This is a genomic window from Agrobacterium sp., from assembly GCF_059499945.1.
In genome coordinates this window covers 87575-114529 of sequence record NZ_JCABZP010000020.1, presented here as the reverse complement: position 1 = coordinate 114529, position 26955 = coordinate 87575, and the positions used below count along the sequence as shown (strand labels likewise).

Here is a 26955-nt window from a genome sequence, read left to right as displayed (position 1 = left end):
CAGGCGCGTCGGATTTTGCTGGCGCTGCCGCACGCTGCTACGGGCCATTCATCCGCCAGATCGGCGGAATAGCGTCAGGCGCCATACTGCTCATCCGTCACATGCTCCATCCAGTCTACCACCTTGCCGTCCTTGACCTCCTGAAGCGCAATATGGGTCATCGCCACATCGGGTGCGGCGCCGTGCCAGTGCCGTTCACCCGGTGCAAACCAGACGATATCACCGGGGCGAATCTCCTCCACCGGCCCACCCTCACGCTGCGCGCGGCCAAGGCCGGATACCACGATCAGGGTCTGGCCGAGGGGATGGGTGTGCCAGGCGGTGCGGGCGCCGGGTTCGAAAGTCACCTGAGCACCCTGCACCCGTTCGGCATCGAAGGGGTTGAAGAGCGGATCGATACGGACCGAACCGGTGAACCAGGCATCCGGGCCTTTGCCGGACGCTCGTGTTCCCGCGCGCAATATTTCCATGGTTGTTCTCCTGACTGGTCTCGAGCGGCGATTTGATGTGGGAATTCCCCGCTTGTCCACAGCCGAGTGAAAATCTGCCCGACCGGAAACGCTTATATGCCTCTCGAAAACCCGATGACACGACCGTTCTCGCGTGGTTATCCCGCTCTTCCATATGGGTTTTCGAACGCTGCCAGCCGTCATTTTCCTTCTTTCCGCACGCCGCAACAAAAATCATTCTCGGGATTGACTCAATTATGAAACCGGTTACATTTGTCGATGTAAACGGTTTCATCAGTTGAAAACTGTGCTTGGAGGAGCAAATTTCATGTTTAGACATTTGATGGCTGCCGCCGCTTTGGTGCTGGCGGCCGGCACGTCCGCGCACGCCCAGGAGCAGAGCTTCAAGATCGGTCTTTCCAATTCCTTCGTCGGCAGCGAATGGCGCACGCAGATGATCGAAGAGGCTCAGGCTGCCGCAAAAGCGTGGGGCGAAAAGGGCGTCAAGGTCGAAGTCGTCGTTCAGAGCGGCAATGTCGATGTGCAGGGGCAGATCGGTCATATCCGTAACTTCATGAACCAGGGCGTTGATGCGATCCTCATCAATCCCGGCAGCCCGACGGCCTTCGACCCGATCTTCGCGCAGGCCAAGGCGCGCAACATTCTCGTCATCGCCACCGATGCGGAAGTGTCTTCCAAGGATGCGATCTATGTCGGCATCGACCAGAAGGCATGGGCGGCCCAGTCCGCACAATGGCTTGCGGATGCGCTGAAGGGCAAGGGAAGCGTCGTCGCCATCAACGGCATCGCCGGCAACCCCGCCAACGAAGCCCGCGTCGCCGGTTACCGCGAAGTGTTCAAGAAATACCCTGACATCAAGGTGCTGAACGAAGCCAATGCGAGCTGGGATCAGGCGCAGGGCCAGCAGGCTATGCAGAACCTGCTTGCAACCTATCCCGATATTAGCGGCGTCTGGGTTCAGGACGGCATGGCGGATGGTGCATGGCGCGCCATCGAAGCCGCCGGCAAGACCAAGGACATTGCCGCAACCGGTGAAATCCGCAAGGACTTCATGACCCGTTGGGAAAAGGAAAAGTTCAATTCCGGCGCTTCGGTCAATCCTCCCGGCGTCATGGCCAGCGCGCTCAACGTTGCTGTCCTGAAGCTGCAGGGCAAGGAATTCAAGGACGGCATTTTTGGCGGCACCTATGGCAACGCCATCTACATTCCGATCCCCTTCGTCAGCAACGACAACCTTGCCGACAACATCAAGACTGCAGAAGGCAAACCCGGCTACTGGTCCGTTACGGCAACCGTGACGCCGGAACAGGCGGGCGAGTTCTTCAAGTAATATCCGTCTCGGGCCGGCGGCGAACGCCGGCCCGAACCAGAAATTCGAGCGCGGACCGGGCCTTGGCCATCCGCCTGCGACAGACACAATTCGGGGACATGCGATGGCGAACGCTTTGGAAGCGGCCGGCATAACGAAGAATTTTGGCGCCGTGCGTGCGCTTTCGGACGGCAGGCTGACCGTGGGCCGCGGTGAAATTCACGCGCTCCTGGGCGCCAATGGCTGCGGCAAGAGCACGCTCTGCAAGATCGTTGCAGGCGCGGTCGCGCCGACCAGCGGCACCATCAGGTTCAACGGTGAGGACGTGCGCTTCAAAAGCCCGCGGGACGCCGAAAATGCCGGTGTCGCGCTATTTTATCAGGAACTCAGCCTCATTCCGCAGCTTTCCGTCGCTGACAATATTTTCCTCGGGCGTGAGCCGAAACGCGGCGTCTTTGTCGACAGCAAGGCGCTGAAAGCCGAAGCGGGCAGACTGATCGCGCTGTTTGACGGCGTGGCTGGCGAAGGGCTGGAGCCGGATGCGATCGTCGGCACGCTGCCTCCGGATCAGCGCCAGCTTGTCGAAATCCTCAAGGTATTCGCCCAGAATGCCAGCCTGATGATCATGGACGAGGCGACGGCGGCGCTCGATGGCCGCCAGTCGCAGCGCTTTTTCGAGATACTTCGGGCCAAGAAGGCCGACGGCGTCTCCACTATCATGATTTCCCACCGTCTCGATGAGGTCTTTGCCGTCTGCGACCGCATCACCGTGATGCGCAATGGCGCGACGATTTCCGAACTGGATACGGCAGCCACCAGCCGCGAGGCCGTCGTGCACGATATGGTCGGCGATGTCCGCGCAGCACCGGCTCGCCAGCAGGGGCGTGCCGCCGCAGTCCCCAGCCTCAAGGTAACGGATGTTGCGGGCGAGGGCGTTCGCGGCGTCAGTCTGGAAGCCTATCCGGGCGAAATCGTCGGTCTGGCCGGTTTGCAGGGGCAGGGCCAGTCAGCCTTGCTGAAGGGCCTCTTCGGCACCAGCCCGTTTGCAACGGGGCAAATCCGGTTCGAAGGTCGCGACATCACCATCGGCAAGCCTTCGCAGGCCGTTCATAATGGTTTTGCCTATGTCTCGGGTGACCGCGGACGTGACGCGTCGCTTCAGGGCCGGTCGATCTTCGAAAATCTCGTCGCAGCCCTCATGGTGCGCGAAAGGATGCGGCTGATCCGGCCCGCGACGCTGAGACCGCGCGTGCAGAAGGTCGCGGATGACATGAAAACGAAATTTGCCGGCCTGGATATGCCGATCGGCACGCTTTCCGGTGGTAACCAGCAGAAGATCTTCATTTCCCGCTGGCTCGCCACCGCACCGAAATTGCTGCTGCTCGATGATCCGACCAAGGGCATTGATCTTGGTGCAAAGGCCGACCTCTTCGCGCTGATGCGGCAGCAGGCCGATGCCGGCGCGACCATTCTTCTCTATTCCTCGGAAGATGCGGAAATCCTCGAATATGCCGACCGCATTCTCGTCTTTAATGGCGGGCGCATCTCCGCGGAACTGACCGGAGCCGACATGACATCCGTAAACATGACCCGCGCCGCCTATGGAGACGCCGCATGAGCTCTTCCGGTTTTCTGCGCAGGCAACCATGGATCATCACCCTCGTTGTTCTGGCCGTTCTCGTTGCCGTCAACACGTTTCTGCAGCCCTCCTTCGTTCAGCCTTCCGTGCTGCAATCGAACCTGACGACGTTTCTGCCGCTGATCCTGGTCGCCATCGGCCAGACCTATGTCATTCTGGCGGGAGATATCGATCTGTCGGTCGGCAGCATCGTGGCGCTCGCCAATGTCGTCACCGTCAGTGTCATCGCGGCGCTGGGTGGTACGACGGGCGCGGTCTTTGCCGGCATGGCGGCGGGTGCGGCTGTCGGGCTGCTCTGTGGACTGGTCAATGGCCTCTTCATCTCCGGCCTGCGTTTCCAGCCGATTGTTACCACCTTCGCAACGGGCATCATCTTCGCCGGGCTGGCGATCTGGGTGCTGCCGCAGGCGGGTCTTCCGGTGCCGGAAGCCTTTTGGCAGACCTATTCCGGCAGCTTTATCGGCTTGCCCTTCGTACTGTGGGTGCTGCTCGCCGGCATCGCCTTCACGCTGATCGTATCGCGCATTCCGTTTCACACCCATCTCCTGGCTGTCGGCGGCAATCGCACCGGCGCCTTCCAGACGGGCCTGCGCCTCTCCGGCATCCGCATTGGCGCCTACATGATCTCCGGCCTGTTTTCGGCGCTCGCGGCGCTCTGCCTTACCGGCGAGACGGCCTCGGGCGATCCGCTTCTCGGCGCAAGTCTGGCGCTTTCCTCCATCTCGGCGGTGGTGCTGGGCGGCACCGCGCTTTCCGGCAGCTTCGGCAGCTCGACCGGGTCGATTGCGGGCGCACTCGTGCTTGGCATGATCGGTAATGTGATTTTCTTTGCGGGCCTGCCCTTCGAGTACCAGACACTGGTGCAGGGGTTGATCGTGCTGACGGCGCTGGCCGGCGGCGTTCTGGTGACGAGGCGTTGATATGACCAATCCCGGCTTGCAACTCAAAACCCTCCTCACCGATCCCCTGACCATTGCCATTGGCGCATCGGCCTTCCTGCTGCTGGTCGGGGAATTGCTCTCACCCGGCTTCGCACAGGGCTCGCAGATCGTGCGGCTGCTGACGATTGCCGCCATTCTCGGCATCGTCGCGGCGGGGCAGAACCTCGTCATCCTCGGCGGTCGTGAAGGCATCGATCTTTCCGTCGGCGCGATGATCTCGCTTGGCGCGGTGCTTGCCGGCAACATGATGAACGGCCAGAATGCCGGCATTCCGCTTGCCATTCTCGTTGCGGGCGGCGTTCCCTTTCTGATCGGCCTCATCAACGGCCTCGGCATCACCTTCGTGCGCATTCCGCCGCTGGTCATGACGCTCGGCATGACGGCGGTCATTCAGGGCGGTCTGGTGGTCTATTCGCAGGGCGTTCCATCAGGGGCGGCGGCGCCGCTGCTGGCGGGCTTCATCAACCGTCCGCTCATCTTCGGCATTCCCGGCGTGCTCTTCGTCTGGCTGGGCATCGCCGCTATCATGCTGTTCGTGCTCCGCCGCACGGCCTTCGGCTTTGCCATCTATGCCATCGGTTCGAATGAGAGAGCGGCGACGCTCACCGGATTGCCCGTCTCCCTGATCCGCACGCTGCTTTACGGCCTGTCCGGCCTGTTTGCCGGGCTGACCGGGGTCTGCGTCATCGGTTACACCGGCACGTCCTTCATCTCCGTTGGCGACCAATATGTGCTTCCGTCGATCATCGCTGTCGTCATCGGCGGCACCTCGCTTGCCGGCGGTGCGGGCGGATATGTCGGAACCATGGCCGGGGCAGTTGCGCTCACCATTCTGCAAAGCGTACTGATAACGCTCAACCTCGATGTATGGGCACGGCAGATCATATTCGGTGTCACGTTGCTAGCGCTGATGCTGCTTTATGGCCGCCAAAAGCAGTTGCGTGTGTGACAGATGAGCAAAGACCAAGGTTCGAATATCAGGGAAGTTGCAGCTCTCGCGGGCGTTTCGATCGCGACAGTATCGCGCGCGCTGCAGCAACCCGACAAGGTTCGCCCGGAAACCCGAAAGAAGGTTTTCGACGCCGTGCGGCAGGCGAACTTCGTTCCCAATGCGCAGGCGGCAAGTTTCCGCCGACAATCCAACAACACCGTCATCCTTCTCGTTCGCGATATCGGCAACCCGTTTTATCTAGAAATCTACAAGGGCGTGGAAGAAGCGGCAGGCGAAGCGGGTTTCAAGGTGCTGATGGGTGACGCCCGCAACGATGAACACCGCGTGGCGACCCATATCGACATGGTGCGGCAGAAACATGCCGACGGCCTGATCCTGATGACCGGCCAGTTCCCGTCCGAGCTTCTCGATCAGGGCGATGCGCTGCCGCCGATCGTCATCGCGTCGGAAACGGTGCCTGGACTCGCGCTGCCGACCGTCAAGGTCGACAACCGCGCCGCCTCCATCAACGCCATGCGCCATCTCATAGAGGCGGGGCATGAACGGATCGTGCATCTGGCCGGTCCGGTCCCGGAAAGTCTCGCGCAGGAGCGTTTCGACGGTTACCGCGATGCACTTGCCGAGGCCGGCGTCGCTTATGCCGACGAACTGGTGGTGACGGGCGATTACAGCATTGAGGCCGGCCGTCAGGCGATTGCAGGCCTTCTCGAAAACGGCATTGCCTTCACCGCGATCTTCGCATCGAGCGACCAGATGGCGATCGGCGCGATCAGCGAGCTGCGGGGCAGGGGCCTGTCGGTTCCGTCCGATGTCTCGGTCATCGGCTTCGACGACATCATCTTCGCCAATGCCTTCGAACCGCCGCTGACGACGGTGCGTCAGCCCCGGCAGGAAATGGGCCGCAGGGCCATGGCGCTGATGGTGGACCGGCTGAACGGCAAACGCACGGCCGAAACCATCGTGCTGGATACGGAATTGGTGGTGCGCGGCTCGGTCGCGCCCTGCCGCCCGCCGCACCGGTAGCGGCCAGCCGGAATTGTGAATGCAAGGAGTGTAAGGACATGAAGACGATCAAAGGCCCGGCGATTTTCCTCGCGCAATTTGTCGGGGACGAAGCCCCCTTCGACACGCTCGACAATCTCGGCCAATGGGCGGCTTCGCTGGGGTACAAGGGTATTCAGGTGCCGACCGATCCCAAGCTCTTCGATCTCGAGAAAGCCGCCGCCTCCAAGGGTTATTGCGACGATATCAAGGGCCGTCTGGCCGAGATTGGTGTCGAGATCACCGAGCTTTCGACCCATATTCAGGGTCAGCTTGTGGCCGTTCACCCCGCCTATGATGAAATGTTCGACGGTTTTGCACCGTCCGAACTGAGCGGCAACCCCGTGGCGCGGCAGGAATGGGCGGTCAACCAGCTGAAGTGTGCGGCGAAGGCCTCGCAGCATCTTGGCCTCAAAAGCCATGCGACTTTCTCCGGTGCGCTCGCATGGCCGTTCGTTTATCCGTGGCCGCAGCGTCCGGCTGGTCTTGTCGAAATGGCCTTGGCCGAACTCGGCAAGCGCTGGACACCCATTCTCGATACATTCGAGGAGAATGGCGTCGATCTCTGCTACGAACTGCATCCGGGTGAGGATCTGCATGACGGTGTCACCTTCGAGCGTTTTCTTGACGCCACCGGCAATCATGCGCGCGCCAACATCCTCTACGATCCCTCGCATTTCGTGCTGCAGGCGATGGATTATCTCGATTTTATCGACATTTACCACGAGCGTATCCGCGCCTTTCACGTCAAGGATGCCGAGTTCAACCCGACGGGCCGCTCGGGCGTTTATGGCGGTTATCAGAGTTGGGTCGACCGGCCGGGGCGTTTCCGCTCGCTGGGTGACGGGCATGTCGATTTCGGCGCGGTGTTTTCCAAGCTCACCCAATATGACTTCGACGGCTGGGCGGTGCTGGAATGGGAATGCGCGCTGAAGCACCCGGAAGACGGCGCGCGTGAGGGCGTAGCCTTCATTGAAAACCACATCATCCGCGTGACCGAGCGGGCTTTCGACGATTTCGCCAAAAGCGGCGTCGATGATGCCGCCAATCGCCGCCTTCTCGGACTTTGAAAGGGATAGCCATGTCCTCCGTTACAAAAAAATTCGATAACCGCCGCATCCGTCTCGGAATGGTCGGCGGCGGTCAGGGCGCTTTCATCGGCGCAGTGCACCGCATCGCCGCCCGGCTGGATGACCGTTACGAACTCGTGGCCGGCGCGCTTTCCTCCGATGCGACGCGTGCTGCCGCTTCGGCAACGCTGCTCGGCATCGCGCCGGAGCGCTCCTATGCCTCGTTTGAGGAGATGGCGGCGGTTGAGGCCGGTCGTGAAGACGGGATCGAGGCGGTCGCCATCGTGACCCCCAACCACCTTCATTTCGCCCCGTCCAAGGCCTTTCTCGAGGCCGGGATCCACGTCATCTGCGACAAACCGGTGACCGCGACACTGGAGGAGGCGAAGGAACTGGCCAAAATCGTCGGGGCATCCGACAGGCTGTTCATTCTGACGCATAATTACACCGGCTATGCCATGCTGCGGCAGATGCGGGAGATGATTGCCAGTGGCGATATCGGCAAGCTGCGTCACGTCCAGGCCGAATATGCGCAGGACTGGCTGACCGAAGCGGTTGAAAAGACCGGTGCGAAGGGCGCGGAATGGCGCACGGACCCCAGCCGCTCCGGCGCGGGCGGGGCAATCGGCGATATCGGCACGCACGCTTTCAACGCTGCCGCCTTCGTCACGGGCGAAATCCCCAGCAGCCTTTATGCGGATCTGACCTCCTTCGTGCCGGGCCGGCAGCTGGATGACAGCGCCAATATTCTCTTGCGTTACGAAAGCGGCGCCAAGGGCATGCTCTGGGCAAGCCAGATCGCGGTCGGCAATGAAAACGCCCTGTCGCTCCGGGTCTATGGCGATAAAGGCGGGCTTGAATGGCACCACCGCGTGCCGGATGAGCTGTGGTTCACGCCTTATGGGGAGCCGAAGCGGCTGATCACCCGCAACGGTGCGGGCGCGGGAGCTGCCGCCAACCGTGTTAGCCGCGTGCCGTCAGGGCACCCGGAAGGATATCTCGAGGGTTTTGCGACGATCTACCGCGAAGCCGCAGATGCAATCATCGCCAAAAGGGAGGGAAAAACAGCCGCCGGGGAGGTGATTTACCCCGGCATGGAGGACGGCCTTGCGGGTCTCGCATTCATCGATGCCGCCGTCCGCTCCAGCCAGACCTCGACCTGGGTCAAAATCGACATCTAGGTCGCAGCCTATCGGAGGAGACGACGCAGGGCACCGGAGGCTGTGCCCGGCACCTGCCCGGTCAAGGAGACCGGGAAGGGTGGGCGTGTCGTCACATTGATCAAACGGAAAGGGAGTTACGCGTTTGAAAACGTTCAAGTCAAAATTCGCAGGCATGGCAGTCGTTGTCGCATTGGCGGCCGGCATCGCAAATCCGGTTTTTGCCGATGACAGCAAGACGCTGCCGATTGCGGCGCAGATGTACACCCTGCGCAATTCCGGAACGCTGGAAGAACAGCTTGCCATCCTCAACCGCGCTGGCGTTTCCGCCGTGGAAACGGTGGATATGCAGAAGGTCAGCCCCGGCGAGCTGAACACGCTTCTCGAAAAGCACAAGATCAAGGTCATTTCCTCGCATGTGCCGATTGACAAGCTTCGCGGTAATCTCGATGAGGTCATCACCGAGCAGAAGGCCGTCGGCAATCCTGTCGTGACCGTGCCTTTCCTGAAGCCGGAAGACCGCCCGAAGGATGCTGCAGGCTGGACCGCCTTCGGCAAGGAGCTCGGCGGATATGCGGACAAACTGTCTGCGGCAGGCCTCTCCATGGCCTATCACAACCACGATTTTGAAATGGTCAAGTTCGATGGCAAGACGGCGCTTGAACTGCTGCTCGATGCGGCAGGCCCGAAACTGCAGGCCGAAGTCGACGTCGCCTGGGTGGCGCGCAGCGGCAATGATCCGGCTGAGTTCCTCGGCACCTTGAAGGGCAAGGTTTTTGCCATCCACGCCAAGGACAATGCGCCTGCGGGAACGGCGGAAAACGAGCGCGGCTTTGCAACGCTTGGCACCGGCACTCTCGACTGGAAGACGATCCTGCCGGCGGCAAAACAGGCCGGCGCAAAATGGTTCATCCTTGAGCACGACCTTCCGCTCGATGCCGAAGCGGTCGTGACCAAGGGCAATGCGTTCCTGAGCGAACGTCTTCCGACCATTCAGTAAACACTGCCAGTAAAACCAGAACCGCTCCCCGGCGGCCGGTTCGCCGGGGCGCATGAGGTTCGACAGACGCATGACCAGTTTCCGCCGCGTTGCGACGGGAAGCGCTTTGCCTGTCGTTTTTTCCAAGCTCACATCGGAGGAGTTATCATGGCAAACAATCATTATGATGCGATTGTTGTCGGCTCGGGCATCAGTGGAGGCTGGGCCGCAAAGGAACTCACGCAAAAGGGTCTAAAGGTCCTGATGCTGGAGCGCGGCCGCAACATCGAGCACATCACCGACTATCAGAATGCAGACAAGGAAGCCTGGGATTACCCCCATCGCAACCGCGCCACGCAGGAAATGAAGGCGAAATATCCCGTTCTCAGCCGCGATTACCTGCTGGAAGAGGCAACGCTCGGCATGTGGGCCGATGAGCAGGAAACACCCTATGTCGAGGAAAAGCGCTTCGACTGGTTCCGTGGATACCATGTCGGCGGCCGCTCGCTGCTCTGGGGACGCCAGACCTATCGCTGGTCGCAGACGGATTTCGAGGCCAATGCGAAAGACGGCATCGCCGTCGACTGGCCGATCCGTTATGAAGACGTCTCCCCCTGGTATGACTATGTCGAGCGCTTCGCCGGCATTTCCGGCAGCCGCGAGGGGCTGGACATTCTCCCTGACGGCGAATTCCTGCCGCCCATTCCGCTCAATTTCGTGGAGCAGGATGTGGCCAGCCGGCTGAAGAAGGCGTTCAAGGGCACGCGCCACCTCATCAATTCGCGCTGCGCCAACATTACCCAGGAACTTCCCGATCAGGAGCGCACGCGCTGTCAGTTCCGCAACAAGTGCCGGCTGGGCTGTCCCTTCGGCGGCTATTTCAGCACTCAGGCATCCACCCTGCCTGCGGCGGTCGCCACCGGCAATCTCACGCTCAGGCCTTTCTCCATCGTCAAGGAAATCCTCTACGACAAGGACAAGAAGAAGGCGCGCGGTGTCGAGATCATCGACGCAGAAACCAACCTGACCTATGAATACACCGCCGACATCATCTTCCTGAACGCCTCGACGCTGAACTCGACATGGGTGCTGATGAATTCGGCCACCGATGTCTGGGAAGGCGGGCTTGGCAGCAGCTCCGGCGAACTCGGCCACAACGTGATGGACCACCATTTCCGCATGGGTGCGACAGGCCAGGTGGAAGGTTTCGAAGACTTCTACTTCAAGGGCCGTCGTCCGGCGGGTTTCTACATTCCGCGTTTCCGCAATACCGGCGACGACAAGCGCAAATATCTGCGTGGTTTCGGGTATCAGGGCTCGGCCAGCCGTTCGCGCTGGGAACGGGAAATCGCCGAGCTCAATATCGGAGCCGATTACAAGGAAGCGCTGACCGAGCCGGGCGGCTGGACCATCGGCATGACCGCTTTCGGCGAAATGCTGCCCTACCATGAGAACCGCGTGAAGCTCGATCATGAGAAGAAGGACAAATGGGGCCTGCCGGTCCTCTCCATGAATGTCGAGATGAAGCAGAACGAACTCGACATGCGCGAAGACATGGTCAATGACGCCGTCGAGATGTTCGAGGCGGTCGGCATCAAGAACGTCAAACCCTCCAGGGGCAGCTATGCACCCGGCATGGGCATTCACGAAATGGGAACGGCCCGCATGGGGCGTGACCCGAAAACCTCCGTCCTCAACGGCAACAACCAGGTCTGGGATGCACAGAACGTCTTCGTGACTGACGGCGCCTGCATGACCTCGGCCTCCTGCGTCAACCCGTCTTTGACCTACATGGCGCTGACGGCGCGTGCAGCCGAATTTGCCGTTTCCGAACGCAAGAAGGGGAACCTGTGATGAACAGACGCGAACTGCTGAAACTGATAGCCATTGCCACCGGCCTTCCGCTGATCGGCGCGGATGTCCTGACGGCCGCGGAAAATGCTGCCAAGCCTGCCGGCGCTGGCCATGTCTTTACACCGGAGGAAATCCGCTTTCTGGACGAAGTGGCGGAGACCATCATTCCCCGCACTTCCACGCCCGGTGCGAAGGATGCCGAAGTGGGTGCATTCATGGCCGTCTATGCGGCTGATTGCTACACCGACGAGCAGCGGACGCTCTTCCTTTCGGCAATTTCCGACATCGAGAAGCGCAGCCAGACCGAACACAAGAAGGCCTTTCTGGAGCTGACGGCGGAACAGCGGCAGGCGCTGCTTTCGGCGCTGGACAAGCAGGCCAAGGCTGAACAGACACCGGCGAAACCGCACGCCTTCACGCTGGTCAAGCAGTTGACGCTGCTCGGCTTCTTCACCTCGAAGATCGGGGCCACGGAAGTTCTCGTCTACGACGAGATTCCCGGTGGTTTCGAAGACCGCATTTCCTACAAGAGGGGCACGCCTGCCTGGGGCACGACCTGAAGAGAGAGCTGTTGGTCCGTCCGCATTTGCGGGCGGGCCGCATTCATACGGCAAGACAAGGATGACATGATGCGCAAGACACTCATCATCGCGGCGGCTATGCTGACCGCAAGCACCGTTCCCGCTCTTTCGGAGGGCGATGTTGCCAAGGGGGAGGCGGTCTTCAAGCGCTGTTCCGCCTGTCACGCCATAGGCGGGGGCGCGAAAAACAGGGTCGGCCCACAGCTTAACGGCATCATTGGCCGTGCGGCGGGCGGCGTGCCTGACTATACTTATTCGAGTGCGATGAAAAAAGCGGGCGAGGACGGTCTCGTCTGGACGCCGGAGGAATTGCGGGATTTCCTGAGCGCGCCAAAAAAGAAAATACCCGGAAACAAGATGGCGCTGGCCGGCATCAGCAAGCCGGAAGATCTGGACAATCTCATCGCCTATATTGAAAGCGCGGCCTCAAAGCCGGTTGAGTGAGAGCCGGGGGCTACCCGGTCGAGGCCCGCCCTTGGCGAAGGCCAAGCACATGGAGGCAGGCGCCTCCACTCTACACCTGGCTGGCTTCGCCTTCCGCCAGCTGGGCAAGGCCCGGCAGATTGCAGACCAGAAGCTTCTGCCGCCCGCCCTGCACCAGCCCCTTGGTCTCCCAGCTGCTGAGAATGCGCGAAACGGTGTGCAGCGTCGTGCCGGTCATTTCGGCGATATCCTGACGCGAAATCGGGAAGTCGATGCGGATGCCGTCCAGCTCCTTGCGTCCCGCCTGCTGCGAAAGGCGCAGCACGGCATGGGCCACCCGGCGCTCCACTTCCTGCGTCGACATTTCGCGGATGCGCGTATGGGCTTCCTCGAGACGCTGGCCGATTGTCTGCATGGCTGAGACGGCAAGATGCGGGTTCTGCTCGACGAATTGCGGCCAGAGATCGGTTTGCCAGGACAGGATCACGCTTTCGGCAGCCGTCGTTGCTGTACCGGGATAATCGGCCCGCTGCAGCGCCCTTGCGAAACCGAAGAGATCGCCGGGATGCACCACGCGCACGATGATCTGCTGACCGTCATGGGTCACCTGCGTTACCTTCAGGCGGCCGTGGATGAGCAGGAAGAAATGCGTGGCCGGCCGGCCCTGCTCGAAAATGGCTTCGCCCGCCGGCACGAGCCGGGATGTGGCGTGGGTCAGCAGTCCGTCCAGCTCATCGTCGGCCATCTTGGCAAACAAGGCCAGCGACCGGATGACGCTTCGGTCAATCTTCACTTGCACCCTCTCCGGTGGTCGGCCGCCGCCACGGTTCCCGCAATGGGCAATCGGGTATCGGCCTTTTCTGTATCTTCACAATACAGCACTATCACCGGTGGAAGAAGATCAAATGATATAAATCAACTAATTGTTTTAATTGACGATTATCAAGAAATAAGAGCGGCTGCGCGAAGCTTTTCGAGAAGCGGCGCATACCAGCGCGTATCCTTCACGAGCCGGAAACCGAGATTATCAGGCGGCACGCCGACCGCGCAGCCGCCGCTTTTCGGGTTTTTAACGAAGGCGCTCATCGCCGCACGGTGTTTTCCCGAAGCGACGGGAATACCGCAGGAGGCGACGGTATCCAGCATTTCGCCATCCTTGCCAAGCGTTACACGCCGGCTGCAGCTCGAGGTCCATTCCCAGACATTGCCGCCGAAATCGGCTAGGCCATATTCGTTTTCGCCGAAGCTGCCATAGGATTGCGGAACGGGATTGCCCGAGGCCTTGCGGCTGGTCTGCCGCTCATAATCCGCCAGCCAGCGCAAGGCTGGGTTTTCACTATCGGCAGCTACGCCAAGCGTCTCGTCAGGAAAAAGCGAGCCGGCGGCGAAGGCCAGTTCAGTATCACTCGGCAGGCGCCAGGTGGTGCCCGTCCGCTCGCTCAGCCATGCGGCATAGGCATGGGCATCATCCTGGCTGATGCCGGTTGCCGGTATCTCGCCGCCGACCGGAGCGGCAAAGCCGGGTTCCGGCTGCTGGCAGCCGCCTTCGGCGACGCAGCGCGCATAATCCGCGCTCGACACCTGATATTTCATGATCGTCAGATTTTGCCGCATCGTTACGTCGACCATCGGGCCATCGACGGCATAACCATTGCGGAAATATTCGCCTTCCGCCCGGTAGGTGAAACTGCCAGCAGGCACGGTAACGACCTGCGGCGGCGCCACGGCTGCGCGCGGATCAGTGCCGCTGCGGATGATCCCCGACTGGAAACCGATCGCCGTCGCGAGCAGCGTGGCAAGCGAGAGCGGCAAAAGGAGCGAGACGGCATTTGGAAAATGGCTGCTGCCGGGAATGCCCATGGGAACCTGCCTGCGTTTTGGGAACGCCAAAGTTCGGGCCTGCCTTCAGGCCGTAGAGAGCAGAAAGGAAGCGCGCCGCACTCTGTTGGCGGCGGCGCGCTTCCGGGCGCGTTAGATGCTCGACGGAGCGAGCACCGCTTGCATCAGGCTATTGTTCCACTCACCCGTCACCTTGAAGTGGGCCGCCGCGCCCAGCTCGAAGGCTTCAATGAGGTTGTGGTTGACATAGGCATAGATGCCGGGCTGCTCGAAGGTATAGAAGGCCGCGCCCGCCGTGCCGCCGGGGATGAACCAGGTTTCCTGGTCGAGATCCGGCGGGTTGCGGAATTTGCCCGTCGCCCAGACATAATCGCCATGGCCGCCGATGAGGTGCGGGCGGGTATCGCGGTTCGCCTGCGAATGCACGATCAGCACCTTTTCGCCCACGGCAGCCTGAAGGGCGTGTTCCCCCGTCAGGGCGCCGACTGCGCCGTTAAAGACGATGTGGCTTGGCGTCAGCTTGCGCATGACTTCCAGCGTATCGGCCATGGCGTCGCCGGCGCTTTCATATTTCTTGAAACTGCCGTTCTCGTCGCGGGGGATGTAGAAGTCCTGTTCGCCGACATAATAGACCTTGTCATAAACAAGCTCCTTGCCGTGGCCGTCCGTCAGGCCCTCGCGCGGCAGCACCATGATCGCGCCATTCATGCCCGAGGTGACATGCCACGGCACCATGCCGGGAGGTGCGCAGTGATAGACGAAGACGCCGGCCTTGGTGGCCTTGAACCGCAGGATCGCCTTTTCACCGGGGTTGACGATGGTGAGCCCGCCGCCGCCGAGCGCGCCGGTGGCCGAGTGGAAATCGATATTGTGCTGCAGCTCATTGGTATCGGGGTTGATGAGGGTCAGTTCGACATAGTCGTCCTGATGCACCACCATCAGGGGCCCGGGAACCGAGCCGTTGAACGTCATGGCATGGACCTCGGTGCCCTTGTCGTCGAGGACCATTTTCTGTTCCTTGATCGTCAAGGTGAACTCGACGATCTTCGGTCCGCCTTCGGCTTTCTGCGTGTGGGCGTGCACGAAGGGCGGCTTGACGAGATCAACCTTTACGCGAGGAAGCGCTGCAATTTCCGCGCTCGTCAATGGCTTGGCTGCGGCCTTCTTTTCCTCTGCCGCGCTCGCCGCCGATGGTATGACCATGGGGGCTACAGCCCCTGCAAATGCTGCGCCTGCGAGAATATTACGCCGTGTGATGTGGAAGGTTTCCGTCATCATATTTCTCCTGTCCCTCTTAGGGCAGAGCATGTTTCGCTCTGTCACAGCATTTGTAGCGGAGGGGCGGAAATACAATTTGAGATGGAGCAAACTGCGCGTCGGGCCACCTGCGACATTTTGGCAGGCGGTTACGGCTTCATGCGGAGGCGGCGCACCTCCTCTTTGCCTGTTCGCAAAGAAGCGAGACGGGCTTGCGTCTAGACATATGTCAAGACCAAACGAGGAGCATCACAATGAGTGGCAGCCAAACCGTTCTCACCGAAGGGCGCAGCCGGCCAAAGGGCGGCATTCCAAGGGGGCTGGCACGCACCGGCCCGGTTATCTTTTCTTATGGCTTCCGGCCATTTTTCCTCGGCGGCGCCATCTGGGCCATCGTGGCGATGGTGTTGTGGATCGCAGCCCTTTCCGGCCTTGTCGACATCGGCGGAGATTACGGTGCGCCGAACTGGCATGCCCATGAGATGCTGTTTGGTTTCGCTTCGGCGGTGCTGGCCGGCTTTCTACTGACGGCTGTGCCGAACTGGACCGGGCGGCTGCCGGTGTCGGGCAAACCGCTGGTCTGGCTGTTTGCGCTCTGGTGCGCGGGCCGGATTTTCCTGCTCGTGCCGGACACGGTGGGCGTGGTCACCGCCGCAGCCGTTGACGGGCTGTTCCTGCCGGCACTTCTCACGATCTGCGCGCGCGAGGTCATTGCCGGGCGCAAGTGGAAGGACCTCAAAGTGCTGGGTGGGCTATTGGCGCTTTCCATTGCCAATATCATTTTCCATGTGGCGGCGATTGAAGGCGACCTGAGCCAGATGGCGACCCGCCTTGCCGTTTCGGCCTACACCGTGCTCGTCATTATCGTCGGCGGCCGGATCGTGCCGAGTTTTACCCGCAACTGGCTGAACCGTTTCGGCCGCACGGATTTCCCCGTGCCCTATAACGGCTTCGACACCGCCGCCATCCTCACCGGCATCGCGGCGCTGGCCGTCTGGACGGTAGAGCCCGAGAGCATGGTGGCCGTGCCCACGGCACTTCTGGCAGCTTTCATGCACGCCGTGCGTCTCATCCGCTGGCGCGGCTGGACAACCTGGCCTGAGCAGGTGCTAGTAGTGCTGCATGTGGCCTATGCCTTCATCCCCGCCGGTTTCATCGCCATTGCGCTGGCGGCTCTCGATGTCATGGACACGCGGTCCGTCCTGCACATCTTCACTGTCGGCGTCATCGGCTGCATGATGCTTGCGGTCATGACGAGAGCAAGCCTTGGCCACACCGGACGCAAGCTTGCGGCCAGCAGGGTCACTATTGCCGCTTATGTGGCGCTGATCACCTGCGCGCTGCTGAGACCTACAGCCGAGTTCTTCCCCGGCGCCATGATGCATCTTTACGCCTGCTCGGCGCTTCTCTGGATCGTGGGTTTCGGTCTCTTCTGCGTTGAATACGGGCCGATACTGATGCGTGAGCGCAAACCGCTGAAAGCGTAGTCGGGTTCGTTGCTAAACCGCCAAAACGAAACGCCCCGGAAGCAATTTCCGGGGCGTTTCGCTATCGAGGATACCCGATGGTTTAATGTGCACCGGCCCCGGCGCGGATGAAGATGCGAAACGCCGTGCGCGCCTCGTCGAAATTACCGGCCCATTGATGGCCCCGGGCCAGAAGCTCCGGGTAGAGGAAGGTCGGTTCCTGCGGCATCAGCACGAAGATCACGGCACCCGGGGGAAGACGGTCAAGTGCGGCAAGCGTACGGCTCGCCTGACCCCCGGTCGCCTCGTCGCTGAGATCGAGATAGATGACCGGGTCTGGCCATATCTGCGGCTCTTCGGCATTGCCCGCAAGCGCCGGCGAAACGGAAATCTGCTCGGCTTCACTGGATTGCGGCGTAAACAGCACTTCCCAGTCGCCGCCGCCGATTTCCCGGACCTGATGGTTGAAACCGCGCTCGGCCATGACCTTGAACAGCGGAACGGGCCGGAAGGTGGCCAATAATCGCAGCGCCTCACCCGGCGCAAGCCCGGCCACGGCTTCCATGATTGCCGGAAAGGGCTCGCCGCCGCTCTGCAAAAGCGGCCGGACATCGAGTTCCCTGATCATTTCCGTCATTGCTTCACCTCGTTAGTCGGCTGGCGGCGGCATGAGCCGTCCGCCAGAGGTCTTTTCACCATGCCGCAGGCGCTGGGGTCAATGCTCGGATCCGCAGCAGCATTCGCAGCCGGACATATCGTCCTCGGAGCCTTCGGCCTGTTCTTCCAGCCGGCCGATATCGAGACGCCAGACTTCCGGGCCCTGTTCGAGATATTCCCAGCCAAATTCACCGGGGAAATTGGTGGCAAGCTGGTAAAGCAGCGGACGGGGATCATGATCGCTGGTGATCTGCAGCGATTGCCCTTGAGCCAATGCGCCGAGCGCGCCGAAAATGCGCGGATGGCGTTCGCGGTGCGGAATGATGCGCACATCGATATTGGTTGCAGTTTGGGCTTCGGACATAGGCTGGCTCCACGGCCGCGGATGAAACTATGTCCGGCGGTGCGGCCGGCCGGCGGACTGGAAAAACCTATCCGCCGTGCGGTTGGGAGACATTGTCGCCGCGCAAATAAACCTGAGATTCGTCAGGTCTGTTTGCGCGACAGGCTTCAGCCGGCAAGGCTGCGATAGATTGCCGGCAGCGCCGATGGCAGCTTCGCTATCCTGCTGACGATGGCATAACCGTTCTGGCCGAACATGGCCGGAATATAGGACTGCGCCTTGCTGTCGACAGTCACCCCGAAGACGCTGACGCCCGAGCGCCTTGCCTCGGAAACGGCACGGCGGCTGTCCTCGATGGCGAAGCGACCTTCATAATGATCGACATCGTTCGGCTTGCCATCCGTCAGCAACAGAAGCAGCTTGCGGCGCTCCGGTCTTTCATGCAGCTTGGCGCTGGCGTGGCGGATGGCGGGACCGATGCGGGTGTAGAAGCCGGGTTTCAGCGCCGCGATGCGACGCTCGACATTGTGGCCCATCGGTTCATCGAAATCCTTCACTGTCTCCACTCGCACCCAGGAGCGGCGGCGTGAGGTGAAGGTCAGGATCGAGTGACTGTCGCCGCAGGCGGAAAGCCCGTGGGCAAGCACCAGCAGCGCTTCCTTTTCCACGTCCAGCACTCGGCGATTGTCGAACCAGGCGTCGGTCGACAGCGATACGTCGACGAGGATCGTCACGGCAAGATCATGCGCCTGCGGACGGCTTGCCATATGAATGCGGTCGCTGCCCTGTCCGCCGGCGGCGATGTCGCTTCTGGCGCGCACCACCGCGTCAAGATCGAGATCGTTGCCGTCAAGCTGGGCTCGCAGCATTTCGTGACGTGGCCTCAGTACCTCGAACTGCCGCCTGACCCGGCGGATAAGGCTCTTGGTGTCCGGGTCGGGTTCCGGCGCCGTCTCAGCACCCTTCGCAGGGGAGGCGATGACCCGGCAATGGTCGGCGAGGTAGGTGCCACTGCGATAATCCCATTCGGGATAGGTCAGTTCCGCCGTCAGCGGCGTATGATCCAGCGCTTCGGGCGGCAGGTCGAGATCGAAGCGGAAGCGGGCGGAAGGCCGTCCCTTTCTTTCTCCCAGCGTCATGTCGTCCAGCTCGTCGGCCGCACTGCCGTCGGCATCGTCGCTGTCGTCACCGGGACGGTCGACATTGACCATCTCGGCCATGGCAAGGATCTTTTCGAAACGGTTGAGGATGAAGGGGCTTCGCTCGGTCTGCCGGTTCTCCGCCTTTTCACGCACGGCGATATGGCGGGCCGCTTCCGCCCCCTGCGGCGCGGCGCTCGCCGCCGGCTGGTCTTCGCCCTGCCGCGCCTCGGAGGTTTCGCGCAGCAGCGTGTCCGGCCAGAGCGGAACCGGCAGCATGGGCAGGTAGCGCGGCGGCGCTTTGACCGGGAAGCCGGCGGGCGGTGTGTGGCCCTCGATCCCCGCCGCTTCCGCCAGCATGGAGAGCACTCGTTGTTCCACCTGCTGCTCGGCCTGCGGCAGCGGCCGCTTCTGGCGCACCGCGAGCAGGGCAGCGCAAAGCCGGCGATAACGGGTCTTCATTCCGGGGAAGGCACGGATGACAGCTTCCGCCAGTTCTGCGGCGCGGTCGAGCCGGGCAAGATCGTTGCGCAGCGGGTCGGCGGTCACGACCGGTTGAAGCGGCATCATCGCCATGGCGGCCGCGAGCCAGAGATAGAGATCGCGGTTGAGGCGGCGGTCGGGAAACAGATCGAGCACCGGCGGCAGCATCAGCGTGGCGTGATCGCGGCCGGGCTGGGCCAGTTTCTCCTCGCCAAGGCCCATGCGCTGGCGAAGCCTCAGCCGGTGCGTGGAGGTGCGCGCGCGCGCCGGGGCGATCTGCACCGCATGTTCACCGCCAAAACCGCGGAAACAGATGGCCAGCACGGCCTGTATGTCCTCCAGCTTCACGGCATGATCTGGAAAGCGCAGCCATGTGCCGGTTTCGCCGATCAGCCTGTGCCAGGCGCGGCCGACGGTTTCTTCCAGTTCCAGAAAGTCCAGCATGGTTTATCCTCATGGCATTCCGATATGGATATAAATGCGCCCTATCGGATGATCGCATCCGCGACTTCATGCAGCGCGGCCTTCACGTCAGGCTCGTCGGTCAGCGGCTCGATCATCGCCGCGCGCACGGCCTGGCGGGCGGGAAGGCCGGTATCGATGAGGCTGGCGCAATAGACGAGCAGGCGGGTGGAGACGCCCTCTTCCAGATCGTGACCTTTCAAGCCGCGCAGCCGGTGGGCGAGATCGACGAGCGGCTCGACATCGCGCGCATCGAGCCCGCTTTCATGCGAAACGACGGCGATTTCCTGTTCCTTGGGCAGAAAGTCGAATTCAATGGCGACGAAACGCTGTCGGGTGCTGGGCTTCAGGCTTTTCAGCAGGTTCTGGTAGCCGGGATTGTAGGACACGACGAGCATGAAGCCGGAGGGCGCTTGCAGAACCTCGCCGGTGCGCTCCAGCGGCAGGATGCGGCGGTCGTCGGTAAGCGGATGCAGCACGACGGCCACATCCTTGCGCGCCTCGACGATCTCGTCGAGGTAACATATGCCGCCCTGGCGCACCGAGCGTGTCAGCGGGCCGTCCATCCACACGGTTTCACCGCCTTTCAGCAGGTAACGGCCGGTCAGGTCGGCGGCGGCAAGGTCGTCGTGGCATGAAACTGTCGAAAGCGGCAGGCCGAGTTTCGCCGCCATATGGCTGACGAAACGGGTCTTGCCGCAGCCTGTCGGGCCTTTCAGCAGAAGCGGCAATTGCCGCACCCAGGCGCTTTCGAACAGCACGCATTCATTGCCGAGCGGCGTGTAGAAGGGGGCATCTGGTAAGGGCGGCGGCGTCGGGCGGAAGAGGGTGTTCATGGTCATCTCCATGTTTGATGGTAAGGAACCGGCTCTCCGGGGGAAAAGGAGAGCCGGTCCGTTTTCTCATTCGGCGGGCTGCACGAGGCGGGCAACGCCACCCTGTTTTTCTTTGCCCGGGACCAGGATTGCCCAGATGAACATGGCCGCCGAAATGAGAACCGCGAAACCCGAGCCGAGGCGGATCCAGTAGAAGATCGCCAGATGGTCCTGCACATCCATGAAGCTTTCGCCCATGACGCGCTGTAGCTGGATCTGCACCACGCCGGCAAAGGTCAGCGCGAAGGTCATCACCGACATGGCCGTGCACATCACCCAGAAGCTCGTCATCGAAAGCCACTGATTGTAAGGCGCGCGCTTTCTCATTTCCGGCACGGCATAGGCCATCATGGCGAGGTTCAGCATCACATAGGCGCCGAAGAAGGCGAGGTGCCCGTGGGCGGCGGTGAGCTGCGTGCCGTGGCTATAGTAATTCACCGACGACAGCGTATGCAGGAAGCCCCAGACGCCGGCACCGAAGAAGGCCATGACCGAGCAGCCGATCGACCAGAGCAGTGCCGCGCGGTTCTCATGCTTGCGGCCGGCCTTCCAGGTCATGACGAAGGTGAAGATGACCATGGTGAAGAAGGGGGCCACTTCCAGCGTCGAGAAGAGCGAGCCGATCCATTGCCAGTAACCGGGCGCGCCGATCCAGTAATAGTGGTGTCCGGTGCCGAGGATGCCCGAGAAGAGGGCAAGGCCGACGATGACATAGAGCCATTTTTCCACCACTTCGCGGTCGATGCCGTTGAGCTTGATCATCAGGAAGGCGAGGATCGAGGCCATGATCAGTTCCCACACGCCTTCCACCCACAGATGGATGACGTACCACCAGTACATCTTGTCGAGCGCCAGGTTCATGGGATTGTAGAAGGCGAAGAGGAAGAAGATCGCCAGACCCCAGAGACCGAAGAGCAGGATGTTGATAACAGTGGTCTTGCGGCCCTTCAGCGCCGTTATGGTGATGTTGAACAGGAACATCAGGACGACGAGGACGATGCCGACCTTGATGGCGAAGGGCTGCTCGAGGAATTCGCGGCCTTCATGGATGCGGAACATATATCCGACCACCGCAACGGCTGCGGCCACCAGAAAGATCCAGAACTGCGCGATGGCGAGTTTCGGGCTGTAAAGCTCCGTTTCCGTCTCTTCCGGCAGCAGGTAGAAGGTCGAGCCCATGAAGCCCATCAGCAGCCACACCACAAGGGCGTTGGTGTGGATCATGCGCACGATGTTGAAGGGCAGAAGCTCGGAAAGCGTATTGGGCAGCACGTAGATCGTGGCTGCGACGACGCCGAACAGGATCTGCGCCACGAACAGCCCGATTGCGCCGTAAAAATACAGCATGGCGACTTTTTGTGTCTGGTATTTCATCTCGTCATCTCCTTGCCGTCCACCTCAACCCGCCTCGTTCGGCGGCCAGTTCTGCGTCTTGATCCGGCTCGTCCATTCGAGGAAGTCGACGAGATCATCGAGCTCCTGTTCGGTGAGATTGAACTGCGGCATCTGGCGTCGGCCCTCGATGCCGGTGGGCTGGGCGACCATCCAGCCCTTGATGGAATCGCGCGCCGCTTGCTTGTCTTCCACGCCGCCATAGCGCTTCCAGACATTGCCGAGTTCAGGCGCGAAATAGGCGCCTTCACCGAGCAGCGTGTGACAGTTGATGCAGGAATTTTTCTCCCACACGTGCTTGCCGCGTGCGACGCTTTCCGTCAGCGTGCTTTCATCCGTCGAGGTGGTGCGCATGTAATAATGGCTATGGGCGGTCAGCCCGACGAATATGACAAAGAAGAAGATGGAGCCGCCGTAAAAGACGTTTCGCGCTCCTGTTTTGGTCAGGCGTTCTGCCATGCCAATGGTCCTTTCCATCCGGAAGACCGCTTATGCGGACTGGCTTGATCGAACCCTCATGCCGGGATTTGCCAGCTGGCTGGCGGAATGCGGTGGGGCCTGAACCCTTTCTAGCCGTTGGCCGCGGGTGTTCTTTGCCTTTTGGCAAACAACGGGAGAGGTGGTGCCACCGGCCTTTTCAGAGTGACAAAATGCCCTGGACGAATGCCCGCAAAAGGGCTGCGGCGGCGAAGATGGCGGGCCATGCCAGAAGGGCGGCGCGCAGCAGGCCGCGCTCTTTCCGAAAGCCCAGAAAGTCGTCGATGACGCGTCTGGATTTCATGAGCGCGAAAAGCAGCATCAGGCAGGCGGCTGCGACCGGCGGCAGAAACGCCGCCTTCCACGATATGACGACGGCCGTGCCGGCAAGAACGAGAATGGCGAGTGCTGCGAAGCTTCTTGCAAGCTGGCGGGAGGTGCGATGGATCATGATGTCAAACCAGATAAACGACGGGAAAGATGACGATCCAGACCAGATCGATGACATGCCACAGCGTCGTCACCAGCGTGATGTTCTCGTTTTTCGGCCAGCAGGCCACGATGAACAGCAGGATCGCCACGAAGACGACATGCAGCAGGTGGAAGCCGGTGAGCAGGAAATAAAGCTCAAAGAATGCGCCATAGGCGGGATCGGACGCGAAGGCGATTTCGGTGGAATATTCATGGAGCTTCACACCGACGAAAGCGAAGCCCAGCAGACCGGCAAGGAGAAGCGCCCGCCTTTTGCCCGGCAGCGCGGTGTGACGGCTGGCCGCCACGGCCGCCTGCCAGCCGCTTGCCAGCAATATAAGCGTATTGAGACCGGCAAGCTGCGGCTGCAGATGCTGGCGCGCGGCGGCGAATGCATCGGGATTGAGGGCGAAGGCGATGATGAATGCGCCGGTCAAAGCGCCGAAGGCGGCAAGTTCGCTCCAGACCAGAATCCACAGGAGCAGATTTCCGCTTTCCTCTTCCGTATTTATCGCCATGGCCTTGTCCGTAATTGTAAAACAGCAAGCCACGCTTAGGCGTCCTCAAACCCCGCTTCTTTGCGGTCGGTCAAAGAAGGGAGCGCGCAAAGCCCTATTGTCCTGACAAAGCGCAACTCTGGAAAATGGAGCTTCCCATGAACGACGCACAGGTCGGGCTGATTGTCGCAACCCCTGTTATCATTGGCTTTGCGGTACTGTTGTACCGTATGGGAGTATTACAGCGCATGGGCGCGGTTTCCGCCGTTCTTGCCTCCGTGGCGATTGCGTCGGTGCTGTTCCTGAACCAGTGAGAAGGCAGTCGGATGCTTGAACTTGTCGCCGCTCTTTCGCTTTTCGTGGCGCTGCATTCCATTCCCGCCGTGCCGGCCGTGCGCGGCCGGCTGATTGCGGCCATCGGCAGGCCCGCTTATTTCGGCGCCTATTCCGTGGTCTCGCTTCTGACGCTGGCCTGGGTTTTTTATGCCGCGCTGTCCGTCGATTACATTCCGCTCTGGGATGTTGCGCCCTGGCAGGCGCACGTCACGTTTCTCGCTGCTCCGATTGGTCTGTTTTTCGTGCTGGCAGGCCTCCTCAGCGTCAATCCGCTCTCCATTTCCGTACGGCAGGGGCAGAGACCGGGCGCAATCGTGCGCATCACGCGCCATCCGGTGCTTGTCGGTTTTTTGTTCTGGTCGCTGGGGCATGTCGTGCCGAATGGCGACCTGCGCTCCGTTATTATCTTCGGCGGCTTTGCGCTGTTTTCTCTCGGCGGAATGGCCATGACCGAAAAACGCGCGCGGAAAAGACTGGGCGATGCGTGGAGCGCGACGGCTGCCGGCAGCGCAACGGTTCCCTTCGCAGCAATCCTCTCCGGTAAAACGCGCCTCGCCGTGGACGGGCCGATGCTGCTTGCTGCGGCGCTGACGGCGTTGACGATCTGGTGGCTGCTGGCCGGTGGCCATGCTGCGCTCTTCGGCGCGGACCCTATGGCCTATCTCTGATCGCTCAGGGTGCTTTCACAACATGTGGCTGCCATATAGTAGCCTGCCGCGTGGAAGCGATGCCGAGCTGATCAATGGCGCGAGCGGCCATCTGGTCGACAATATCGGCGACGCTTTGCGGTCTGTTGTAAAAGGCCGGCACCGGCGGCATGACGGTGGCGCCCGCTTCCGTCACCGCGCACATGTTGCGCAGATGGATGAGATGCAGCGGCGTCTCGCGTGTCATCAGGATCAGCTTCCGGCGTTCCTTCAAATGCACATCGGCGGCGCGGGTGAGAAGATTGTCCGAAAACCCGGTTGCAATGGCCGCAAGTGTGCGCATGGAGCAGGGTGCAACGATCATGCCGGCTGTCGGGAAAGAGCCGCTGGCAATTGCCGCGCCGATGTCATCGACGGCGTGATTGACACTGGCGAGCGACAACATCCGCCCCATGGCTTGCGCACCTTCCTCATGCAGCACGGTGCGTCTGGCCGATTGCGACAGGACGAGATGGATTTCGACGCTTTTCATCTCGGCGAGGCGTTCAACGATGCGCAGGGCTATGCCGGCACCCGATGCGCCACTGACGCCCACCACCACACGACACGGGGTCATGGCCGTTCTCCAAGGCCGAGATCACGCCACATCACATCGACTTTCGCGATCACGTCAGGTGTCATTGATAGCACGCGGCCCCATTCACGCTCCGTCTCCGGCGGCAGCTTGCGGGTGGCATCCAGCCCCATCTTGCCGCCGAGCCCGGCTTTCGGCGAGGCGAAGTCGAGATAATCAATCGGCGTGTCGTTGATGATCGTTGTATCGCGCGAGGCGTCGAAACGGGTTGAGAGCGCCCAGACGACGTCCGCCCAGTTGCGCACATCAATGTCGGGACCGACCAGAATGATGAGTTTTACATAGCTGAACTGCGGCAGCATCGACCAAAGGCCCATCATCACCCGTTTTGCCTGCCCCGGATATCGTTTGTCGATCGAAGCGACCATCACGCGGTAGGAACAGGCCTCCGGCGGCATCCACAGATCGACGATTTCCGCAAATTGTCTTTTGACGAGCGGCAGGAAAATCTCGAGCATGGCTTCGCCGAGAACCGAGGGTTCATCCGGCGGCCGGCCGGTATAGGTGGAAAGATAGATCGGATTGCGGCGCATGGTGATTGCCGACAGCGTCATGACCGGAAAGGCTTCGACCGAATTATAATAGCCGGTATGGTCGCCATAAGGTCCTTCCAGGGCCGTTTCCGTTACTGAGACGGTCCCTTCCAGCACGATCTCGGCATTGGCGGGCACCGGCATCGGCACGGTCAATGCTCTGGCGATGCGGCTTTTCGAGCCGCGCAGCAGGCCGGAAAAGCCAAGCTCGCTGATATGTTCGGGAAGCGGCATGACGGCGGCGAGAATGGTGGCGGGATCAGTGCCGATGGCGACGGTAACGGGCATATCCAGCCCGCGCGCCTGCCACAGCCGGTGGTGATGTGCCCCGCCACGATGAGCCAGCCAACGCATGATCACCCTGTCCGGCCCCAACACCTGCATGCGGTAGATGCCGACATTGATATCGTCGGGATCATCAGGCGAACGGGTGATGACCAGCGGCCAGGTGATGAGCGGGGCCGGTTCGCCCGGCCAGCACCATTGCACCGGCAGGTGGGCAAGGTCGACTGCATCTCCCGTCAGCACCCTTTCCTGCACCGGCGCGCGGGAGACGTTGCGTGGCCGCATGGAAAGTGCTGCCCGGAGCAAAGGCAGCTTGCTCCAGGCCTCTGCCATGGTTTTCGGCGGCCGCGGCTCGCGCAATTCTGCCAGCTTCGCGCCAAGCGTGGGCAGGCCGCCCGTTTCCAGCCCGAGCCCCCATTCGATGCGTTGACGCGTGCCGAACAGATTGGCAAGCAGCGGCATCTCCCGCACCTTGCCCTCGTGGTCGACGGGTTGCTCGAACAGCAGCGCCGGCCCGCCCTCGGCGAGCACGCGGCGGTGGATTTCGGTGATCTCGTGCACCAGCGAGACCGGCTGGCGGATTCGCCGCAGCTGCCCACGCTCTTCCAGCAGCCGGACGAAACCGCGCAGATCGGCAGCGCGGGCGGGTTTCTCTTCTGTCTTTGTGTCTGTCGGTTCGTCTCTCATGCCGCTTGTTTGCCGGTGGCAGTGGGGCATGTCCTTGCGCTGCCGCAAATGCGGGT

General features: G+C 61.4%; 28 protein-coding genes. 14 read left to right on the top strand and 14 right to left on the bottom strand.

Going from position 1 to position 26955, the window contains the following annotated elements; translation table 11 throughout:
• Window positions 1-74: 74 nt before the first annotated feature.
• Window positions 75-470 (bottom strand): (R)-mandelonitrile lyase, encoded by a 396-nt coding sequence (locus AC5I5B_RS23515; protein ID WP_087746628.1) that lies wholly within the window; start codon window positions 468-470, stop codon window positions 75-77.
• Window positions 471-777: 307 nt separating this feature from the next.
• Here AC5I5B_RS23515 and AC5I5B_RS23510 point away from each other — a divergent pair, with 307 nt between their 5' ends.
• The 11 genes from AC5I5B_RS23510 (at window position 778) to AC5I5B_RS23460 (ending at window position 12440) form a co-directional block, all read left to right on the top strand.
• The gene (locus AC5I5B_RS23510; protein ID WP_035212759.1) at window positions 778-1800 is read left to right on the top strand and encodes a substrate-binding domain-containing protein; all 1023 of its coding nucleotides are present in this window, start codon (window positions 778-780) and stop codon (window positions 1798-1800) included.
• A gap of 103 nt (window positions 1801-1903) precedes the next feature.
• Window positions 1904-3397 (top strand): sugar ABC transporter ATP-binding protein, encoded by a 1494-nt coding sequence (locus AC5I5B_RS23505; protein WP_174054778.1) that lies wholly within the window; start codon window positions 1904-1906, stop codon window positions 3395-3397.
• The gene (locus AC5I5B_RS23500; protein WP_174054779.1) at window positions 3394-4338 is read left to right on the top strand and encodes an ABC transporter permease; all 945 of its coding nucleotides are present in this window, start codon (window positions 3394-3396) and stop codon (window positions 4336-4338) included. Before AC5I5B_RS23505 ends, AC5I5B_RS23500 begins: the two co-directional genes overlap by 4 nt.
• Before the next feature lies 1 nt (window position 4339).
• The gene (locus AC5I5B_RS23495; RefSeq protein ID WP_174054780.1) at window positions 4340-5308 is read left to right on the top strand and encodes an ABC transporter permease; all 969 of its coding nucleotides are present in this window, start codon (window positions 4340-4342) and stop codon (window positions 5306-5308) included.
• Between the two features lie 3 nt (window positions 5309-5311).
• A complete protein-coding gene (locus AC5I5B_RS23490) occupies window positions 5312-6334 on the top strand; it encodes a LacI family DNA-binding transcriptional regulator (RefSeq protein ID WP_020010297.1) in 1023 nt (340 codons plus the stop codon).
• A gap of 38 nt (window positions 6335-6372) precedes the next feature.
• A complete protein-coding gene (locus tag AC5I5B_RS23485) occupies window positions 6373-7422 on the top strand; it encodes a sugar phosphate isomerase/epimerase family protein (RefSeq protein WP_174054781.1) in 1050 nt (349 codons plus the stop codon).
• A gap of 11 nt (window positions 7423-7433) precedes the next feature.
• Window positions 7434-8603: a Gfo/Idh/MocA family protein gene (locus AC5I5B_RS23480; protein ID WP_003504621.1), complete on the top strand. Its 1170-nt coding sequence runs from the start codon at window positions 7434-7436 to the stop codon at window positions 8601-8603.
• A gap of 124 nt (window positions 8604-8727) precedes the next feature.
• The gene (locus tag AC5I5B_RS23475; RefSeq protein WP_003504623.1) at window positions 8728-9582 is read left to right on the top strand and encodes a sugar phosphate isomerase/epimerase family protein; all 855 of its coding nucleotides are present in this window, start codon (window positions 8728-8730) and stop codon (window positions 9580-9582) included.
• A gap of 147 nt (window positions 9583-9729) precedes the next feature.
• Window positions 9730-11415: a GMC oxidoreductase gene (locus tag AC5I5B_RS23470; protein WP_107676984.1), complete on the top strand. Its 1686-nt coding sequence runs from the start codon at window positions 9730-9732 to the stop codon at window positions 11413-11415.
• Window positions 11415-11975: a gluconate 2-dehydrogenase subunit 3 family protein gene (locus tag AC5I5B_RS23465; RefSeq protein WP_060724268.1), complete on the top strand. Its 561-nt coding sequence runs from the start codon at window positions 11415-11417 to the stop codon at window positions 11973-11975. The genes AC5I5B_RS23470 and AC5I5B_RS23465 overlap by 1 nt, the downstream gene beginning before the upstream one ends.
• A gap of 69 nt (window positions 11976-12044) precedes the next feature.
• The gene (locus AC5I5B_RS23460) at window positions 12045-12440 is read left to right on the top strand and encodes a c-type cytochrome (protein WP_031233466.1); all 396 of its coding nucleotides are present in this window, start codon (window positions 12045-12047) and stop codon (window positions 12438-12440) included.
• A gap of 70 nt (window positions 12441-12510) precedes the next feature.
• On the opposite strand, the gene AC5I5B_RS23455 is transcribed toward AC5I5B_RS23460, so the two are convergent.
• The 3 genes from AC5I5B_RS23455 to nirK form a co-directional block, all read right to left on the bottom strand.
• A complete protein-coding gene (locus AC5I5B_RS23455) occupies window positions 12511-13212 on the bottom strand; it encodes a Crp/Fnr family transcriptional regulator (protein ID WP_020809046.1) in 702 nt (233 codons plus the stop codon).
• Between the two features lie 149 nt (window positions 13213-13361).
• A complete protein-coding gene (locus tag AC5I5B_RS23450) occupies window positions 13362-14279 on the bottom strand; it encodes an SUMF1/EgtB/PvdO family nonheme iron enzyme (protein ID WP_080867219.1) in 918 nt (305 codons plus the stop codon).
• A 111-nt stretch (window positions 14280-14390) separates the two neighbouring features.
• Window positions 14391-15533 carry a copper-containing nitrite reductase gene (nirK, locus tag AC5I5B_RS23445; RefSeq protein WP_020809044.1) on the bottom strand — a complete coding sequence of 381 codons (1143 nt, stop codon included), beginning with the start codon at window positions 15531-15533 and terminating at the stop codon, window positions 14391-14393.
• 236 nt (window positions 15534-15769) lie between these two features.
• Here nirK and AC5I5B_RS23440 point away from each other — a divergent pair, with 236 nt between their 5' ends.
• Window positions 15770-17002 (top strand): NnrS family protein, encoded by a 1233-nt coding sequence (locus AC5I5B_RS23440; protein ID WP_080867220.1) that lies wholly within the window; start codon window positions 15770-15772, stop codon window positions 17000-17002.
• An 82-nt stretch (window positions 17003-17084) separates the two neighbouring features.
• On the opposite strand, the gene AC5I5B_RS23435 is transcribed toward AC5I5B_RS23440, so the two are convergent.
• The 8 genes from AC5I5B_RS23435 to AC5I5B_RS23400 all read right to left on the bottom strand — a co-directional run bounded on the left by AC5I5B_RS23435 (window position 17085) and on the right by AC5I5B_RS23400 (window position 23798).
• Window positions 17085-17618, bottom strand: coding sequence for a DUF2249 domain-containing protein (locus tag AC5I5B_RS23435; RefSeq protein ID WP_060724273.1), 534 nt, complete (start codon window positions 17616-17618; stop codon window positions 17085-17087).
• A 78-nt stretch (window positions 17619-17696) separates the two neighbouring features.
• Window positions 17697-18002, bottom strand: coding sequence for a DUF2249 domain-containing protein (locus AC5I5B_RS23430; RefSeq protein ID WP_003504642.1), 306 nt, complete (start codon window positions 18000-18002; stop codon window positions 17697-17699).
• Between the two features lie 146 nt (window positions 18003-18148).
• Entirely contained in the window at window positions 18149-20047 is a 1899-nt protein-coding gene (locus AC5I5B_RS23425; protein ID WP_174054783.1) for a nitric oxide reductase activation protein NorD, read from the bottom strand.
• Between the two features lie 41 nt (window positions 20048-20088).
• Complete coding sequence (locus AC5I5B_RS23420; protein WP_080867472.1) at window positions 20089-20901, bottom strand: CbbQ/NirQ/NorQ/GpvN family protein; 813 nt, start codon at window positions 20899-20901, stop codon at window positions 20089-20091.
• 66 nt (window positions 20902-20967) lie between these two features.
• Window positions 20968-22314 carry a nitric-oxide reductase large subunit gene (locus AC5I5B_RS23415; RefSeq protein WP_099086842.1) on the bottom strand — a complete coding sequence of 449 codons (1347 nt, stop codon included), beginning with the start codon at window positions 22312-22314 and terminating at the stop codon, window positions 20968-20970.
• A 24-nt stretch (window positions 22315-22338) separates the two neighbouring features.
• A complete protein-coding gene (locus tag AC5I5B_RS23410) occupies window positions 22339-22791 on the bottom strand; it encodes a c-type cytochrome (protein WP_174054784.1) in 453 nt (150 codons plus the stop codon).
• A 178-nt stretch (window positions 22792-22969) separates the two neighbouring features.
• Window positions 22970-23260, bottom strand: a complete 291-nt coding sequence (locus AC5I5B_RS23405) for a hypothetical protein (protein ID WP_020010313.1) — start codon at window positions 23258-23260, stop codon at window positions 22970-22972.
• 4 nt (window positions 23261-23264) lie between these two features.
• Window positions 23265-23798 (bottom strand): cytochrome c oxidase subunit 3, encoded by a 534-nt coding sequence (locus tag AC5I5B_RS23400; RefSeq protein WP_099086843.1) that lies wholly within the window; start codon window positions 23796-23798, stop codon window positions 23265-23267.
• A 137-nt stretch (window positions 23799-23935) separates the two neighbouring features.
• Between AC5I5B_RS23400 and AC5I5B_RS23395 the strand changes: the two genes are divergently transcribed.
• Together AC5I5B_RS23395 and AC5I5B_RS23390 are read left to right on the top strand one after the other, a co-directional pair.
• Window positions 23936-24091, top strand: a complete 156-nt coding sequence (locus AC5I5B_RS23395; RefSeq protein ID WP_003504656.1) for a hypothetical protein — start codon at window positions 23936-23938, stop codon at window positions 24089-24091.
• 12 nt (window positions 24092-24103) lie between these two features.
• Window positions 24104-24781 (top strand): NnrU family protein, encoded by a 678-nt coding sequence (locus AC5I5B_RS23390; RefSeq protein WP_087746653.1) that lies wholly within the window; start codon window positions 24104-24106, stop codon window positions 24779-24781.
• A 4-nt stretch (window positions 24782-24785) separates the two neighbouring features.
• Here the strand turns inward: AC5I5B_RS23390 and AC5I5B_RS23385 are convergent, their stop codons facing one another.
• Together AC5I5B_RS23385 and AC5I5B_RS23380 are read right to left on the bottom strand one after the other, a co-directional pair.
• Window positions 24786-25376, bottom strand: coding sequence for a UbiX family flavin prenyltransferase (locus AC5I5B_RS23385; protein ID WP_087746654.1), 591 nt, complete (start codon window positions 25374-25376; stop codon window positions 24786-24788).
• Window positions 25373-26899: a UbiD family decarboxylase gene (locus AC5I5B_RS23380; RefSeq protein ID WP_174054785.1), complete on the bottom strand. Its 1527-nt coding sequence runs from the start codon at window positions 26897-26899 to the stop codon at window positions 25373-25375. The genes AC5I5B_RS23385 and AC5I5B_RS23380 overlap by 4 nt, the downstream gene beginning before the upstream one ends.
• Window positions 26900-26955 lie beyond the last annotated feature (56 nt).

Excerpts from the sequence above, each read along its gene's own strand:
- AC5I5B_RS23515 (WP_087746628.1), bottom strand. The coding sequence starts at position 470 with ATGGAAATATTGCGCGCGGGAACACGAGCGTCCGGCAAAGGCCCGGAT.
- AC5I5B_RS23510 (WP_035212759.1), top strand. The coding sequence starts at position 778 with ATGTTTAGACATTTGATGGCTGCCGCCGCTTTGGTGCTGGCGGCCGGC.
- AC5I5B_RS23505 (WP_174054778.1), top strand. The coding sequence starts at position 1,904 with ATGGCGAACGCTTTGGAAGCGGCCGGCATAACGAAGAATTTTGGCGCC.
- AC5I5B_RS23500 (WP_174054779.1), top strand. The coding sequence starts at position 3,394 with ATGAGCTCTTCCGGTTTTCTGCGCAGGCAACCATGGATCATCACCCTC.
- AC5I5B_RS23495 (WP_174054780.1), top strand. The coding sequence starts at position 4,340 with ATGACCAATCCCGGCTTGCAACTCAAAACCCTCCTCACCGATCCCCTG.
- AC5I5B_RS23490 (WP_020010297.1), top strand. The coding sequence starts at position 5,312 with ATGAGCAAAGACCAAGGTTCGAATATCAGGGAAGTTGCAGCTCTCGCG.
- AC5I5B_RS23485 (WP_174054781.1), top strand. The coding sequence starts at position 6,373 with ATGAAGACGATCAAAGGCCCGGCGATTTTCCTCGCGCAATTTGTCGGG.
- AC5I5B_RS23480 (WP_003504621.1), top strand. The coding sequence starts at position 7,434 with ATGTCCTCCGTTACAAAAAAATTCGATAACCGCCGCATCCGTCTCGGA.
- AC5I5B_RS23470 (WP_107676984.1), top strand. The coding sequence starts at position 9,730 with ATGGCAAACAATCATTATGATGCGATTGTTGTCGGCTCGGGCATCAGT.
- AC5I5B_RS23465 (WP_060724268.1), top strand. The coding sequence starts at position 11,415 with ATGAACAGACGCGAACTGCTGAAACTGATAGCCATTGCCACCGGCCTT.
- AC5I5B_RS23460 (WP_031233466.1), top strand. The coding sequence starts at position 12,045 with ATGCGCAAGACACTCATCATCGCGGCGGCTATGCTGACCGCAAGCACC.
- AC5I5B_RS23450 (WP_080867219.1), bottom strand. The coding sequence starts at position 14,279 with ATGGGCATTCCCGGCAGCAGCCATTTTCCAAATGCCGTCTCGCTCCTT.
- nirK (WP_020809044.1), bottom strand. The coding sequence starts at position 15,533 with ATGACGGAAACCTTCCACATCACACGGCGTAATATTCTCGCAGGCGCA.
- AC5I5B_RS23440 (WP_080867220.1), top strand. The coding sequence starts at position 15,770 with ATGAGTGGCAGCCAAACCGTTCTCACCGAAGGGCGCAGCCGGCCAAAG.
- AC5I5B_RS23435 (WP_060724273.1), bottom strand. The coding sequence starts at position 17,618 with ATGACGGAAATGATCAGGGAACTCGATGTCCGGCCGCTTTTGCAGAGC.
- AC5I5B_RS23430 (WP_003504642.1), bottom strand. The coding sequence starts at position 18,002 with ATGTCCGAAGCCCAAACTGCAACCAATATCGATGTGCGCATCATTCCG.
- AC5I5B_RS23425 (WP_174054783.1), bottom strand. The coding sequence starts at position 20,047 with ATGCTGGACTTTCTGGAACTGGAAGAAACCGTCGGCCGCGCCTGGCAC.
- AC5I5B_RS23420 (WP_080867472.1), bottom strand. The coding sequence starts at position 20,901 with ATGAACACCCTCTTCCGCCCGACGCCGCCGCCCTTACCAGATGCCCCC.
- AC5I5B_RS23415 (WP_099086842.1), bottom strand. The coding sequence starts at position 22,314 with ATGAAATACCAGACACAAAAAGTCGCCATGCTGTATTTTTACGGCGCA.
- AC5I5B_RS23410 (WP_174054784.1), bottom strand. The coding sequence starts at position 22,791 with ATGGCAGAACGCCTGACCAAAACAGGAGCGCGAAACGTCTTTTACGGC.
- AC5I5B_RS23405 (WP_020010313.1), bottom strand. The coding sequence starts at position 23,260 with ATGATCCATCGCACCTCCCGCCAGCTTGCAAGAAGCTTCGCAGCACTC.
- AC5I5B_RS23400 (WP_099086843.1), bottom strand. The coding sequence starts at position 23,798 with ATGGCGATAAATACGGAAGAGGAAAGCGGAAATCTGCTCCTGTGGATT.
- AC5I5B_RS23395 (WP_003504656.1), top strand. The coding sequence starts at position 23,936 with ATGAACGACGCACAGGTCGGGCTGATTGTCGCAACCCCTGTTATCATT.
- AC5I5B_RS23390 (WP_087746653.1), top strand. The coding sequence starts at position 24,104 with ATGCTTGAACTTGTCGCCGCTCTTTCGCTTTTCGTGGCGCTGCATTCC.
- AC5I5B_RS23385 (WP_087746654.1), bottom strand. The coding sequence starts at position 25,376 with ATGACCCCGTGTCGTGTGGTGGTGGGCGTCAGTGGCGCATCGGGTGCC.
- AC5I5B_RS23380 (WP_174054785.1), bottom strand. The coding sequence starts at position 26,899 with ATGAGAGACGAACCGACAGACACAAAGACAGAAGAGAAACCCGCCCGC.